Genomic DNA, 14,523 nt, shown 5'->3' with positions numbered 1-14,523 from the left:
ATAGTACAACACCTATACATTACTCTTTAAATTTAATACACAAAAAAACAGTATTTATGCATGAGCTACTGATAAAGCTTTTATAATTAGTATTCAATTAACAGTTGTAGCAACTACATGAAAAATCAGTTGCTTAAATTCCTTTTGTTGCAAGTTGACTTTTTATAAATGCATAGTTTTCATCATCAAAGCAAACAAATATTACTTCATTAATTAGTGAAGTATTTGAAATAAATTTATATACAGCATCTACAGCAATTTTTGCAGCTTCATCTTTTGGGAAACGGTAAACACCTGTGCTAATACTAGGGAAAGCAATGGTATTACAGTTATGAGCAACAGCTAGTTGTAGTGAGTTCATATAACAATTTGAAAGTTTTTCCCTTTCATTATTATTGCCTTTGTTCCAAACTGGACCAACTGTGTGTATAACAAAATTTGATGGAAGGTTTCCTGCTGTGGTAATAACTGCTTCTCCTACTTTACAACCACCTTGCTTTGCAATAATTTTTCTACATTCTTCTAATATAACAGATCCTCCTGCTCTATGAATAGCGCCATCAACACCTCCTCCTCCTAATAAAGAAGTATTAGCAGCATTAACAATGCAGTCTACTTTTATTTTAGTAATATCACCTTTAACAACTTGTATGTTAGTTGGAGAAACTTCTATAATCATTTTTGTAATATTTTTACAAACGCTCTTTTATTTTTTGTACCAGTTTACTTACTTCAATTTTTTCCATACAATTAAAATGCTCTTTAGGACATTTTTTTAAACCATATTTACTACAAGGTTGGCACGATAAATTAAGCACTATATTTTCATAAAAGGGTTTGGTTTGATGGCTCATAAAATTACTGCCATAGTAAGGCTCCACATCTAAATCAGGTGTAGTACCACCCCACAAAGCAATAACAGGGCGCTTTAATGCACATGCTATGTACTGCATACCTGTATCGTTACTCACTACCAACTTGGCTTTTTTAATAATATCAGCCGACTCACTAATATTAAATTTGCCACAAGCATTGTAAATTTTAATGGGGTCAGTTGCGGCAATAGTTGCACCACTTTCCGCATCTTCTTTACCTCCTAATAAAATGATAGGATGATCAATTTGTTGGCATACCTCAATTATTTTATGTTGCGGAAAACGTTTGGTAAAATAAGTAGCCCCAATTACAATGACCATATAGCCTGCTAAATGCCCTGTGGGCAAATCATCATCACTCACTTCATCTTTAGGGTCAATAAAGTAATCGAGTCCACCCCCATCATCATGCACACCTAAAGGCAATACGGTATCAATACTACGTTGTGTAATATGCCTGTTAGGCATAACATCAATATTGAGTTGGGTTAATAAAAATTTTTGTAAGGTTAATTTATTAATCGTGTAAGTGGTTGTTTTTAAAGAACGCTTTATTTTATTACTACGGATGTTATTATGCAAATCAATAACGTAATCATATTTTTCTAGTTTCAATACTCGTAGTAACTCAGCCATATTATCATCGTAATAAAAAAATTTATCAACGTATGGATTAGCAGCTGTTACAATTTTAAAAGATTGCTTGGTAAGAAAATGTACTTCGGCATCAGGTAATTGTTTTTTTACACAACGTAATACCGGACTAGCCAATACAATATCACCAATAGATGACATTCGTATAATTAAAATTTTCTTTTTCACTTTGTAAATTATGATTCCGTAAAATTTAAATCTTTACCAAAAGTTTCTTTCGTAAAATATGCTGCTATACAACTCACCACCATCACCAAAATGCCAGTGTACAAACCAGCTTTTACATAGGTAGTAAAATGTTGTAACCCGTTAAAAATTAAAAGCAATAATGGTAGTGCACCCCTCACCATATTTGGGATAGTTGTAGCAGCAGTTGCTCGTAAGTTAGTGCCAAATTGCTCTGCTGCCATAGTAACAAATATGGCCCAAAAGCCAGTACCAAAGCCTAACGCAGCACATATCGCATACATTTGTGCGGCAGAACCACCCTCTTGTGTAAAGTAAAAACCTATAGCGATGATGGTGAAAATATAGAAAATGTACAATGCTTTTTTTCTACTTTGTAACCAATGACTTACCAAGCCAATAAGCACATCAGCCACTGCAATAGCCACATAGGCATACATGGTTGATTTTTTGGGTAAAATAGGTTCATCAATACCCATTTGTTCACCAAAATTATTTGAAAACGCTACTAAAATACCAATAACATACCAAGTTGGTAAGCCTATTAAAATAGCCAATATATATTTTTTAAAACGAGCTTTATTAGTAAAAAACATACTAAAATCACCTTTAGCAATGTGCATTGTTTTTACTTTTTCGTACATACCACTTTCAAATACAGCAATGCGTAAGAGTAACAAACAAAAGCCCAAACCACCCCCAATAAAATAACAAGTACGCCAATCAAAACACTGCGAAATAAAATAAGCCACTACAGCACCTGTTAAGCCAACGCCTGCCACTAAAGAAGTACTCAAGCCCCTTTTTTCTTTTGATGTTATTTCGCTTACCAAAGTAATACCTGCACCAAGCTCACCAGCCAAACCTAAACCTGCTACAAAACGAACCAACGCATATTGATGAGATGTTTGTACAAAGCCATTGATAATATTGGCTACACTGTATAAAATAATGGAACCAAAAAGTACACTCAACCGCCCCTTTTTATCGCCCATAATACCCCAAATTATACCTCCCACCAACAAACCCAACATTTGAATACTGATGATAAATTCACCTTCCGTTTTTATAGCATTGGCATCTAAACCAATACTCTTTAAACTATCTACCCGTACAATATTGAAAAGTAGTAGATCGTATATATCTACAAAATAACCCAAGGCTGCCACTAAAACAGCCATACTAAAAATACTATTAGTAGTAGTGTTTTGTTGGTTCATAAATTAATCTTGTGGAGGAGTGGCTTGTTTTGATTTACCAAATACCAATTTTAAAATAACGGGTGCAGTGGTGACTAATACAATACCAATTACAATAACTTCTAAATGTTCTTTTAAATCGAATTGATAGGTACTTAAAAAAAACTGTTGCAAATAATGCCCTGCAAATAACATTGTGAATACCCAAGCAAAACACCCTACTACATTATAAAAGCCAAACTTCGTTTTATTCATACCTACTATGCCTGCTACAATTGGGGCAAATGTGCGTACAATTGGTAAAAAACGAGCCATTACAATTGCACCACCACCATGCTTTTCATAAAAATCTTTCGCTTGGTGTAAATATTTTTTTCTAAAGAAAAAGGTATCTTTTCTTTCAAATAAAAATGGACCACTTTTGCGACCGAACCAATACCCAACATAGTTACCGATAATACCTGCCGCTGATATAAGTACACCTAAAATAACCAAGCTTAAAAATGAACCTGTGTTGTTAATGTGTAAACCTTTTGCCACTAAATCTTCGCTATAAATACCTGTTACAAATAATAAAGAATCGCCTGGTAAAAAAAAGCCAGCAAATAAACCCGTTTCAGCAAATACTACAAAAACAATAAACCACAAACCCCCATTTTCAATATACCATTGAGGTTGTAATAATTGTGTCCAATGAAAATCTAATAAAGCAACATCTATCATGTAAAAAAAATTAAAATTAAATATCGGATGGTGGTTGAGCTTCTGTTAAAGCACCTTCCATTTTACTTACTACTGCGGTAGCGATACTGTTACCAACTACATTGGTAGCGCTACGACCCATATCTAACAACGGATCAATACCCAATAACAACGCCAAACCAGCTTCTGGAATATTAAAAGTAGCCAACGTACCTGCAATAACTACCAACGATGCCCTCGGTACACCTGCAATACCTTTACTGGTAAGCATGAGCACCAATAACATACTTATTTGTGTAGCAATATCTAAATGAATTCCATAACTCTGTGCAATAAATAGCGATGCAAAAGTCATGTACATCATACTACCATCTAAATTAAAAGAATAACCCAGTGGCAATACAAAACTTACAATATTGTTTTTGCAACCAAAGCGTTCCAATTCTAACATCGTTTTAGGAAAAGCTGCTTCGCTGCTAGCCGTACTAAAAGCAATTAATGCAGGCTCTTTTATGCGTTTCACTAAATTCAACACACGTTTACCTATAAATAAACCGCCTGCTACAATTAACACTACCCAAAGCAATGCCAAACCAAAATAAAATTCACCAATAAAAATAGAGTAGGTTTTTAAAATTCCTATGCCTTGTTTAGCAATAATAGCAGCCATAGCACCAAACACCGCAAGTGGTGCAAATTTCATAACATAGCCTGTTACTTTTAAAATAATATGTGCAATAGCATCTAAAGCTCTTACAACAGGTGCTGCTACATCGCCCAATGCTGCTGCAGCTACACCAAAAAATAAAGCGAACACTACAATTTGCAAAATTTCATTTTTGGCCATAGCATCAACCGCACTTGCCGGAAATACATGATAGAAAAATTCTTTAATGCTTAATGCGGCTTTATCTACACCTGAGCTTGCGCCAACATCTGGCAACGGCAAATGCATGGCAATACCGGGTTGAAATATGTTTACCAATATTAAACCTAATAATAAACTCACTAATGATGCGGTGATAAACCATAACAGCGTTTTACCACCAATTCTACCCACAGCACTTATATCGCCTAACTTTGCAACACCCACTACCAATGTGGTAAATACCAATGGAGCTACAATCATTTTTATGAGTCGTAAAAATATATCTGCTAAAATGGTGAACCAATCAAGCTTTTTATCTCTTTCTTTTAAAACAATGGCTTTTTGTGCACTCAATAATGTTTGTTGCTTTACCAATGATTTGTAGGTAGGGTTGGTTGTATCTACCAACATCGCTATACTCGATTCAATTTTTTTGATTGAATCAGCCCATTTATTTACTGTAGCAAAATTGGCAGTTCCATTATCAGATTGTGTAATGCTTTTTTCAGCTGCTACTTTTTGTACGATAGCGGCTGTTTTTAAAGCTTGTAATTTATTGTAAGCAATGGTATCTGTTGGTGTTTCGTATTTTTTTAATTGGTCGTGCAAAAACTTTTGTTGTGCTTCGGCATTTGCTAGTTGCGTATTTTCATTACCTACATAATAAGTATTTAAAATAAAGCCCACCACAATACCGAGTACCAATGCAATACCAATGTAAAGCGTTAAATGATTACGTTTCGTTTCTTTTACCTGCATGCGCTATAGTTATATTTTGCAATATAGTATTTAATGCTTGTTGTACGAAAGTGAATTACAATTTTATATGTGGTATGATTTTATAAAGATTTATTACTTAATTTACCGTTTCATTTCACAAAAACTAAAAAACTTTATGAGTTTATTTGCTAAAAAATCGCTTGATCAAATGCTGTTGCAAGCAGCAGATGATGAAAAGGGTTTGAAAAGAACCCTTGGAGCTGGCAACTTAATAGCACTAGGTATTGGCGCTATCATTGGTGCCGGTTTGTTTGTAAGAACCGCTGCAGCTGCCGGACAAGCCGCTGGACCAGCCGTTACCATTTCATTTATTATTGCAGCTATTGGTTGTGCATTTGCTGGCCTTTGTTATGCTGAGTTTGCAGCAATGATTCCGATTGCCGGTAGTGCTTATGCTTACAGCTATGTAACCATGGGTGAAATTGTAGCTTGGATTATTGGTTGGGCACTTATAATGGAATATGCATTGGGTGCTGCTACCGTTTCTATTGCATGGAGCGAATATTTAAATAAACTTTTTGATAATCGAATACCGTACGAATGGTGCCACAGCCCGTTTGAAAGTTTTACCGACAGTGCTGGTATTTTACATTCAGGCATTGTAAATGCGCCTGCGTTATTAATATTGCTCTTAATTACGTTGTTACTTATTAAGGGTACACAAGAGAGTGCTATTTTTAATGCAATCATTGTATTTGTAAAAGTGGCAATCGTATTAATATTCATAGCTATTGGATGGCAGTTTATAAAGCCAGAAAACCATACACCATATTTTATACCTGCTGATACTGCATCGGTAACTGATAATGCTGGTAAAGTAATTGCAGATTATAGTGGATGGAACAAGCATGGTTGGGGTGGTGTATTAGGCGGTGCTGCAATTGTGTTTTTTGCATTTATTGGTTTTGATGCCGTAAGTACAGCAGCGCAAGAAGCAAAAAACCCTAAAAGAGATATGCCAATTGGTATTTTAGGTTCATTAGTAGTGTGTACCATTTTATACATTTTGTTTGGTCACGTACTTACAGGTGTAGCCAATTGGAAAGATTTTGTTGATCCAGAAAAAGGTAGAGAAGCATCAGTAGCTTATGCTATTAGTAACTTTATGACCGGTTATGGTTGGTTGGCTCAAGCCGTTACAGTTGCAATTTTAGCAGGATTTAGTTCTGTTATATTGGTAATGTTAATGGGACAAAGCCGTATTTTTTACACCATGAGTAATGATGGTTTAATACCAAAAGTATTTGGCGACTTACACCCTAAATTTAAAACGCCTTACAAAGCCAATTGGATATTATTCATTTTTGTTGGTTTGTTCGCAGGTTTTGTACCAGGCCATGTGGCAGGTGATTTAACCAGCTTTGGAACACTGTTCGCCTTCGTATTAGTAAGCTTAGGTGTTTGGATTTTAAGGGTTAAAGCGCCGCATATTGAACGTCCGTTCAGGGTACCGTTTGCACCTGTTGTATCAATATTAGGTGCATTAATTTGTTTAGCAATGATTGTTGGGCTTGATGTTCAAACCCTTACCGTTGCTTTCGCATGGATGATTTTAGGTATCATAGTTTACTTCTTATACAGTAAGAAACACAGTAAACTCAATCATAAATAAATAATTAAATATGAAAAGCCCCATCAAAAATGATGGGGCTTTTTTATTGGCGTAATTTACAGTACTATTTAACGAAGGTTCATTGTAACAATAAATTTACAATCCATACTACCTAAAATCAATCAACACAATGCTCTTTCAATTTTCAACACGATGAACGGCTTATTTTATTTCTATTTCATCAACAAAAATATGGGTATCACCTCCTGCACCTTCGTGCCAACTTGGTAACTTACCATATTGCAAAGCAGTTACCCGTACATACCTTGCCGAAGTAGGGTTACATTTTATTACTGCTGATTTTAATTGTGCCTCCAAATCTTCAATGGGTAATATATTTTGTAATGAACCTATGGTGGTAAATTGTTGTCCATCTAACGAAACCTCAACCTTTATTGCTTTTGGCATTACAATCCAAGCCCTAGTATCTTGCATAAAACCAATGGTTACTTCACTAATGTTAGTAGCCGTTTTTAAATCTACCATTGCACTAAAATCAGTTTTTTGATAACCCTGCCAATTACCTTTACGCCAATTGGTACTACCTCTTATACCATCAACCAAACCTTCAGCACCACCGGCATCATACATTTGTTCATATTTACTATTCAAAGTAACCGTCCAATTATTATCTATCTTCTTATAAATGGCTGTGGTTATTGCACTCGAATTGCCTTTATCATCAACAGCAATAGCTTTTAACGCCAAGCTCTTATTAATAATCAACTCATTTTTATAAACATCACTTTTTGTAGTAGGTACAGTTCCATCTTCTGTATAATAAATTGTACAATTAGGTTGTACAGTAGTAATAGCAACATTTTTATTACCTCTAAAACTTGTTCCTGCCCCCTCAATAATTGGGTTTATAACAAAACCATCCTCTTTAATGGTTGGTACCATGGTATTGGTAAAAATATTTGCTGACGCAGGCTTATCCGTCATACCAAAAACTAAAGTTGCACCCTTCATCATGTCTTTATAATCTATTTGCAAGTTATTAGTAGCAATGGTTTGGTTGGCGTTGTTTAATTTTATTTGCCCAACATAATAATTATTACCACTCAAATTATTGGCTTTAATAGTAAACGTTTTACCATTTTCTAAATGCACCAATACTTGCTCAAATGCAGGTGTTCCGATGTTATATAATGTTGTACCGGGTGTTACTTGGTAAAAACCCATAGCACTCAATACATACCAAGCACTCATTTGTCCACAATCTTCATTACCTATTAAACCATCTGGTGTGTTTTTATAAAACTCCGAACAAATTTGATGTACCAATTGTTGCGTTTTATTGGGCGCATTACAATAATTATACAAATAAGCGATATGATGACTCGGTTCATTTCCGTGTGCGTACTGACCAATTAACCCCGTAATATCACTTTGCTCCCTACCTGTAGTAGCAGTGGTAGTGGTAAATAATGTATTGAGTTGTTGCGCCATTTTATCAACACCACCCAACATTTTTATGTACGTACCAACATCTTGAGGCATATAAAATGAGTATTGCCAGCTGTTGGCTTCTGTATAATTATTGTTGACTTCTTTAGGGTCAAACGGACTTAACCAATCGCCATTTTTACGTGGGCGCATATAACCCAATTTACTATCAAATACATTTTTATAGTTTTGTGCTCTTTTTATAAAAGTGTTGTAAATACTGGTATTGCCCAATAACTTTGCTGTTTGTGCAATGCACCAATCATCATACGCATACTCTAAAGTTTTGCTCACACTCTCTTGCTCATCATCGCTTTGAATAACAGCTTGCTGCTTCAAAAAAGATAAACCAAAATGGTCCAAATTAGCACTATGTTGCATGGCTTGTAATGCCATGGCTGGGTTACCAATGTTAATACCCTTTGCATATGCATCAGCAATAACGGGTACACTATGATAACCAATCATACATTCCGTTTCGTTTGATGCTAGTTCCCAAACTGGTAACCTTCCACCCTCTTTATATTGCGTTAAAAATGTTTTGATATAATCTGTCGTTCGTTGTTGATCAACAATGGTATACAATGGATGTGCCCCACGGTAAGTATCCCACAATGAAAAAACAGAATAATATGTAAACCCAACAGCTTTATGAATATTATTATCCATGCCCTTATATTGCCCATCAACATCCATATTAATATTGGGTACTACTTCGGTATGGTATAAAGCAGTATAAAATATTTTCAATTTCTCCTTATCACCTTTCACTTCAATTTTACCAAGGGCTTTATTCCATTTTGCCATGGCGGCTAGTGTTGTTTTTTGAAAATCCCAGCCCGGTAATTCCGCATTTAAATTTCGTTTAGCACCTTCAACACTCACTGGCGATAAAGCTACTTTTACATAAATGTTTTTATCTTTTTTTAGATCAAATTGAAAAAATGCTTTGATATTTTTTGAATCAATTTCGTTGTTTACAGCAAGCGTTGTTAATTGCTCATTATTCCATAATCCTTTATTGATAATAGGTTTCGAAAACTTAATAACAAAATAAACGTACTGATTTTGTGCCCACGATTTACTGCGACGCATACCACTTACCGTATAGGCATCTTCAAGTTTGAGGGTTGAGGCTAAAACTTCATCTCTATGTTTTAAATCAATAATAATGGTGTTATCATCATCACTACTAAAAGTATAATGGTGCATACCTACCCTTTCAGTAGCTGTAAATTCTGTTTTAATATTGCCTTTGTTCAGCAATACGCTGTAGTAACCAGCCCAAGCTTGTTCGTTTTGGTGAGAAAAACTAGAACCATACACTTTATTGTCAGCACTTGGTTTGCCAGCCATAGGCATTAATAAAATATCACAATAGTCTGGTATGCCCGTACCGCTTAAATGGGTATGTGTAAACCCATAAATATATTGATCATCGTAATGGTAACCACCGCAACCATCCCAACCTTCTAAACGAGTATCAGGGCTTAACTGTACCATACCATGTGGTAAAGTTGCACCGGGGTAGGTATGCCCGTGCCCACCTGTACCCACAAAAGGGTTTACTAGTTTTGCATAATTTACTTGGGCAATTGCTGTGCAAGTAATAGCCACCAAACAACTTACCGTTACTAAACATTTTCTACAAAAAGTTGATATTATCATAATCATAAAAATAAAAAAGCTCCTCAAATTGAGGAGCTAAAGATAATTTATAAACTGACTTATTGATTAAAAAGGTAAATCATCATCTAAAGGCATATTTGCCGCAGGCGATGGTGCTTTATACGTTGGCGAAGCTGTACCACCAGCATTATTTACATTACCAGCATTTGAATTAGCGTAACTATTTTGGCTTTGCGTACCGCCACCACCTTGGTTTTCATTTCTACCTCCTAATAATTGTATATTTTGAACCCTCATGCGTAAAGTAGCCGCCACGTTTCCTTCTCTATTGGTATAACCTTCAGCCTCTGGAGCACCTTCAGCGTATACCATTTGTCCTTTCATTAAATAAGGTGCAATAGCGGTTCTTTCTGTCCAATAAGCACATTCAACCCAAGTTGTTTTTTCTTTTTGGTTGCCTTGGGCATCTTTATAACGCTCTGTATGCGCTACACTAAAATTGATAACGTTTTTACCGTTAACATTGTTAACAATGCAATCTTTACCAAGGTTTCCTACAATTTGTAATTTTACCATAACTGTGTTTTTTTAAAGTGTTGTATCTGTTTAATTGTTGTATTGAAATGCTTTAAGCGTTTAACGCCAGTTGAACTTGCGACAAATATAATTATATCATTAACATCAATTCATTTTCTTTTTAAGGGTACTTACTTGATCTTGTAGGTTGCTCACCAAATTAGCTAACGAGTTTACATCCCAACGTTGTTGCGAAGCCACTTTACCTATTACTACTTGTGCAGCCCACAACTCTACCACATCTTCAGCATTTACCAAATATGGTTGGTACGATGGGTTATCACTCACCAAATTCAACTTACCTTTTTGTTTAGGGTTACGCACTATACGTTTATAAACAATACCCTCATGTTTGCTTACCACTATGTAAGCGTTGTTGTTTTTTATATCATCTAACCCATTTACTTTTTCGCCAACAATTATGCTACCACTTGGTGTAGGCAACATACTATCACCAATAATTTCAAATGCCCTGTAATTACCGCCAGCTAGCATTGGTAAGGTAAACGTATTAAGCTCATCAATAAACTCTGCATCAGCATAGCCAGCTAAATAACCTGCTGCTGCTTTTACTGGTACAAAGTGAATCACATTACGTTCTTCTGCCGCCATCATTTTTTGGCGACGACGCTTCATCAAATAACTGCCCGATTCATTGCTCAGATCTTTCAAAAAAAGTTCATCTAAACTCAATTTAAACATATCAGCAATAATTTCTAATACGTCTAAACGAGGGTCAGCCCTTTCTTCTTCATAGGCGCCCACCAACGAACGCTTAATGCCCACTTTATTTGCAAATTCCTCTTGTGTCCACCCACGCAATTTGCGTAAATACTTCAGATTTAATCCTGCTTGTGACATAACAACTAATTTGATTAGCACAAATATACTAATTTATTTAGTTTTCCAAATTTTATTTTTAGGTCGTTTGTAAAGCCTTTTTTTCAAATAATAAATAATGGTAAGTTGAATGTGGGGCTGTCAACAACATAACCTATGGCAGCAGTTGTTCCGGCTATTCGCTGTACCTCCGCCGCTTGAGCGGCTTTGGTGCCGCTTCTATCCGGCAGCCTTTTGACAGTTGAACTAAACCTATAAGGTTTTTAAAACCTTATAGGTTTACATTTGTTATATAATTTCAATAAAACAACATGCCGCAACAACAAACCATTACAAAGCAACAAAAAGAGGCTTTACTACAAACGCTACAACAACGATTTCAAAAAAATATGCATCGACATAAAAATATCAACTGGACAAATGTTGAAGCAAAGCTAATAACCAATCCTACAGCATTATGGTCTATTTATCAAATGGAATTAACCGATGGCGAACCCGATGTTATTGATTACGATAAAAAGAACGATCGTTATTTATGGGTAGATGCTGCAACGGAAACGCCCAAAAGCAGGTGTAGCCTATGCTACGATAAAGCTGCGTGGGATGCACGTAAAGAAAATAAGCCCAAAGGCAATGCTGTTGATGCTGCAACGGCATTAGGTATTACATTAATAGATGAAACCACTTATAAAAAACTACAGCAATGCCAACCTGTTGATACTAAAACATCGAGTTGGTTGTTATCACCACCAGCCATCAGAAAATTAGGTGGTGCTATTTTTGGCGATAATAGGTACCAACAAGTATTTATTTACCACAATGGCGTACAATCATATTACGCTGGCAGAGGTTTTAGGGGGATGTTGTGGGTGTAGAGAATTGTGTAATACACTGTTTTATAAATTTTAAAAAATAATTCCTTCGAAAGTAAACACTAAAAATATTTTTTAAAATGTTACCATATGTAAAGGGTAGTTAGCATATTATCATATAAATTTAATTAATGAAATTAAAATCGTACCTCTTTCTTACATACATAAACATATCATATAAAATAGTTACAGTTGTGCTAACTTTTATATTGTTTTTATTAGCTACTAAACTGAAAGCACAAAAAAGCTGGACAAATAAATATACAGTAAATAAAAACTTTAAAGTAGGTGCTGTACAAGTATATGATGTAAATGAATTTTACAAAGTTGATAATATATTCTTTGGTAGAAAAGAAAATGTAAAATCAACAGTTTTTATCCAAGTAGTTGATACATTTCGAGGAGGGTATTTCATGCAATATCATACATTAATGAAGCAAAAAGATATTCAAAATGATTCAACCGCTTACATCATGAGTTTACTTATGAATAAAGTAAATTTTATTATGTATTTTAAAAATGGTGATTTTATTGTAGATTCTACTAGTTATTATAGAAATAATGAAAGTATAAAATCAATATGCGACTCTTTAAATAAATCGCCATTTTTTGGAGAAACTAATAAAGCTTTTATAAAAGAAATACAATTTGAAATAAAAAGAAATGATGGAATTCAATTTTTTTTAGGACCGCTTATATTGATACAACAATACTTTTCTAATTTTGAATATAAGGAGTTCCCGATCTATAGTTTTGTTTCAAATAATAACATTTTCAACAAAAAATTGTATACAGGAAAACTTACTACAATCTGGAAAAACACAAAAAAAGATGGTACAATTGTTTTACAAAATGAATTTACAGGTGACCCGGCTACCACAGCACAACATTATCAAAAAAAATATGAACAAGTACTGATTGATAAAAATATAAAATACCGTAAAAAAGATTTCCCTGATTTTATGCGGTACGAATCAACTACCATTTATAATACAAAAACACAAAATGCCTTTCCTATAAGGATATATAATAAAACTACTGGTGAATATTTATTTAGATTTGTCGAAAGAACAGAAATGAATGCATTGATTGAATAACTACTTCATACACTAAATATGATATACCCAAAATGAACGTTTATAATTATATCGATAAAAATAAAACAAGGGAATTACATTATTCTTACACTGAATTTAATAGCATCATTGAAAATGCTGGTTACAAACAAGAAAAAAATGGATTTTTACATCTTTTTTTTGATTGGTCAGTAATAAAACATTGGTCATTTGAATATGAATTATATAATGAAAATCAATTAACATCATATTTTAAAAATACTGACCCTGTAGTGAAAATACAAACTTTATAGTACGTCTTTCCGCAAATGAAAAGCTTGTTGAAATTAGTGCTTTGAACATAGCCTTTATGTTGGATGATTTAAACTACGAAACTGGTATGGGCTGGGAAGCAATCAGCACAGATGGTGCATACATAATGGAATTTTCAGATAGTTTCCAGAGGAGGGCAATTAGTAATTTTCAAATTATACCAAGCTAACTTACTGCCTAGTTATATTTCGTTACTTTACGAAACAACACAAATACTTATTTGTTTTTTGTAAAATGTTAGCCAATGTAACAGTAATACAAAAAATTATTCTTTTAATATAGTATCGATTTGTTTTAAAGTATTATCTAACTTTTCAATTATTTTTTTTGCTTTATTACCATCTATCGTAAATTTATTTACCTTATTGTAAATAATGATGGTATCGCCACTTCTATATTCTAAAGTTGTATTTTTTACATAGTTTGTTTTAACTACATCAAAGTAAACAGTACCCAAGGGATTTTTTTTAATAAAAACACTATCCGTTTTAAATAGTGTATTTTTTTTATCTAGCAGTAATATAGTCCCCACTTGTTCATTGGTAACCCTGCCAGCGACTTCGCCATTAATATATAAATTGGAAGATTGAAAATAATCATCTTGGTTAACATTTTTATACTTCAAAAAGAATTTAATTTTATTATTTTCAAAAAGACATCCACTTGTTGTGCTAATGAAGACACTAACAAAAAATATATGTACCAATTGATTAAAATTCATAGTTTAAAAAATCAGATCGTTTTTAAAATATATTTATAAAATTTAGCTCCGCTCACTCAAATCAAAAAAAGTCATTCAAAAAATTACCATCTATTTTTTATTTGAAGATAATATTTTGTGGAGCATTTCAAGTAAACTAGAATATTAATTTCGTTTTATACCTCGTTACCGT

General features: G+C 34.0%; 14 protein-coding genes. 5 read left to right on the top strand and 9 right to left on the bottom strand.

Annotated features, from left to right (window positions below):
• Positions 1-133: 133 nt before the first annotated feature.
• From ACFOWM_RS12330 to ACFOWM_RS12310, 5 genes are read right to left on the bottom strand one after another with little or no spacing between them, the layout of a single operon-like run.
• Positions 134-679 (bottom strand): O-acetyl-ADP-ribose deacetylase, encoded by a 546-nt coding sequence (locus ACFOWM_RS12330; RefSeq protein WP_379710582.1) that lies wholly within the window; start codon positions 677-679, stop codon positions 134-136.
• A 13-nt stretch (positions 680-692) separates the two neighbouring features.
• Positions 693-1,697, bottom strand: coding sequence for a glycosyltransferase family 9 protein (locus ACFOWM_RS12325; RefSeq protein WP_379710580.1), 1,005 nt, complete (start codon positions 1,695-1,697; stop codon positions 693-695).
• 8 nt (positions 1,698-1,705) lie between these two features.
• On the bottom strand, positions 1,706-2,935 hold the full coding sequence (locus tag ACFOWM_RS12320; protein ID WP_379710578.1) for an MFS transporter: 1,230 nt from the start codon (positions 2,933-2,935) through the stop codon (positions 1,706-1,708).
• 3 nt (positions 2,936-2,938) lie between these two features.
• Positions 2,939-3,637, bottom strand: a complete 699-nt coding sequence (locus ACFOWM_RS12315) for a DedA family protein (protein ID WP_379710576.1) — start codon at positions 3,635-3,637, stop codon at positions 2,939-2,941.
• 16 nt (positions 3,638-3,653) lie between these two features.
• Positions 3,654-5,243 carry a dicarboxylate/amino acid:cation symporter gene (locus ACFOWM_RS12310; protein ID WP_379710574.1) on the bottom strand — a complete coding sequence of 530 codons (1,590 nt, stop codon included), beginning with the start codon at positions 5,241-5,243 and terminating at the stop codon, positions 3,654-3,656.
• A 136-nt stretch (positions 5,244-5,379) separates the two neighbouring features.
• On the opposite strand from ACFOWM_RS12310, the gene ACFOWM_RS12305 reads away from it, so the two are divergent.
• The gene (locus ACFOWM_RS12305) at positions 5,380-6,876 is read left to right on the top strand and encodes an amino acid permease (RefSeq protein WP_379710572.1); all 1,497 of its coding nucleotides are present in this window, start codon (positions 5,380-5,382) and stop codon (positions 6,874-6,876) included.
• Positions 6,877-7,038: 162 nt separating this feature from the next.
• On the opposite strand, the gene ACFOWM_RS12300 is transcribed toward ACFOWM_RS12305, so the two are convergent.
• The 3 genes from ACFOWM_RS12300 to ACFOWM_RS12290 form a co-directional block, all read right to left on the bottom strand.
• On the bottom strand, positions 7,039-9,993 hold the full coding sequence (locus tag ACFOWM_RS12300) for a GH92 family glycosyl hydrolase (RefSeq protein WP_379710570.1): 2,955 nt from the start codon (positions 9,991-9,993) through the stop codon (positions 7,039-7,041).
• A 66-nt stretch (positions 9,994-10,059) separates the two neighbouring features.
• Positions 10,060-10,530, bottom strand: coding sequence for a single-stranded DNA-binding protein (locus ACFOWM_RS12295; protein ID WP_379710568.1), 471 nt, complete (start codon positions 10,528-10,530; stop codon positions 10,060-10,062).
• 105 nt (positions 10,531-10,635) lie between these two features.
• Positions 10,636-11,391 carry a helix-turn-helix domain-containing protein gene (locus ACFOWM_RS12290; protein WP_379710566.1) on the bottom strand — a complete coding sequence of 252 codons (756 nt, stop codon included), beginning with the start codon at positions 11,389-11,391 and terminating at the stop codon, positions 10,636-10,638.
• Between the two features lie 290 nt (positions 11,392-11,681).
• Here ACFOWM_RS12290 and ACFOWM_RS12285 point away from each other — a divergent pair, with 290 nt between their 5' ends.
• The 4 genes from ACFOWM_RS12285 to ACFOWM_RS12270 all read left to right on the top strand — a co-directional run bounded on the left by ACFOWM_RS12285 (position 11,682) and on the right by ACFOWM_RS12270 (position 13,799).
• Positions 11,682-12,245, top strand: coding sequence for a DUF4256 domain-containing protein (locus ACFOWM_RS12285; RefSeq protein ID WP_379710564.1), 564 nt, complete (start codon positions 11,682-11,684; stop codon positions 12,243-12,245).
• Positions 12,246-12,436: 191 nt separating this feature from the next.
• Positions 12,437-13,339 (top strand): hypothetical protein, encoded by a 903-nt coding sequence (locus tag ACFOWM_RS12280; protein ID WP_379710561.1) that lies wholly within the window; start codon positions 12,437-12,439, stop codon positions 13,337-13,339.
• A gap of 32 nt (positions 13,340-13,371) precedes the next feature.
• A complete protein-coding gene (locus tag ACFOWM_RS12275) occupies positions 13,372-13,611 on the top strand; it encodes a hypothetical protein (RefSeq protein WP_379710558.1) in 240 nt (79 codons plus the stop codon).
• 56 nt (positions 13,612-13,667) lie between these two features.
• Positions 13,668-13,799: a hypothetical protein gene (locus ACFOWM_RS12270; protein ID WP_379710555.1), complete on the top strand. Its 132-nt coding sequence runs from the start codon at positions 13,668-13,670 to the stop codon at positions 13,797-13,799.
• 96 nt (positions 13,800-13,895) lie between these two features.
• Here the strand turns inward: ACFOWM_RS12270 and ACFOWM_RS12265 are convergent, their stop codons facing one another.
• Entirely contained in the window at positions 13,896-14,255 is a 360-nt protein-coding gene (locus ACFOWM_RS12265; RefSeq protein WP_379710552.1) for a hypothetical protein, read from the bottom strand.
• Between the last annotated feature and the right edge of the window lie 268 nt (positions 14,256-14,523).

The sequence above is a fragment of the Ferruginibacter yonginensis genome, assembly GCF_042651465.1.
GTDB classification, from domain to species: Bacteria; Bacteroidota; Bacteroidia; order Chitinophagales; family Chitinophagaceae; genus Ferruginibacter; species Ferruginibacter yonginensis.
This window is presented reverse-complemented; position numbering and strand designations above follow the sequence as displayed.

Excerpts from the sequence above, each read along its gene's own strand:
- ACFOWM_RS12330 (WP_379710582.1), bottom strand. The coding sequence starts at position 679 with ATGATTATAGAAGTTTCTCCAACTAACATACAAGTTGTTAAAGGTGAT.
- ACFOWM_RS12320 (WP_379710578.1), bottom strand. The coding sequence starts at position 2,935 with ATGAACCAACAAAACACTACTACTAATAGTATTTTTAGTATGGCTGTT.
- ACFOWM_RS12315 (WP_379710576.1), bottom strand. The coding sequence starts at position 3,637 with ATGATAGATGTTGCTTTATTAGATTTTCATTGGACACAATTATTACAA.
- ACFOWM_RS12310 (WP_379710574.1), bottom strand. The coding sequence starts at position 5,243 with ATGCAGGTAAAAGAAACGAAACGTAATCATTTAACGCTTTACATTGGT.
- ACFOWM_RS12305 (WP_379710572.1), top strand. The coding sequence starts at position 5,380 with ATGAGTTTATTTGCTAAAAAATCGCTTGATCAAATGCTGTTGCAAGCA.
- ACFOWM_RS12300 (WP_379710570.1), bottom strand. The coding sequence starts at position 9,993 with ATGATAATATCAACTTTTTGTAGAAAATGTTTAGTAACGGTAAGTTGT.
- ACFOWM_RS12295 (WP_379710568.1), bottom strand. The coding sequence starts at position 10,530 with ATGGTAAAATTACAAATTGTAGGAAACCTTGGTAAAGATTGCATTGTT.
- ACFOWM_RS12290 (WP_379710566.1), bottom strand. The coding sequence starts at position 11,391 with ATGTCACAAGCAGGATTAAATCTGAAGTATTTACGCAAATTGCGTGGG.
- ACFOWM_RS12285 (WP_379710564.1), top strand. The coding sequence starts at position 11,682 with ATGCCGCAACAACAAACCATTACAAAGCAACAAAAAGAGGCTTTACTA.
- ACFOWM_RS12275 (WP_379710558.1), top strand. The coding sequence starts at position 13,372 with ATGAACGTTTATAATTATATCGATAAAAATAAAACAAGGGAATTACAT.
- ACFOWM_RS12270 (WP_379710555.1), top strand. The coding sequence starts at position 13,668 with ATGTTGGATGATTTAAACTACGAAACTGGTATGGGCTGGGAAGCAATC.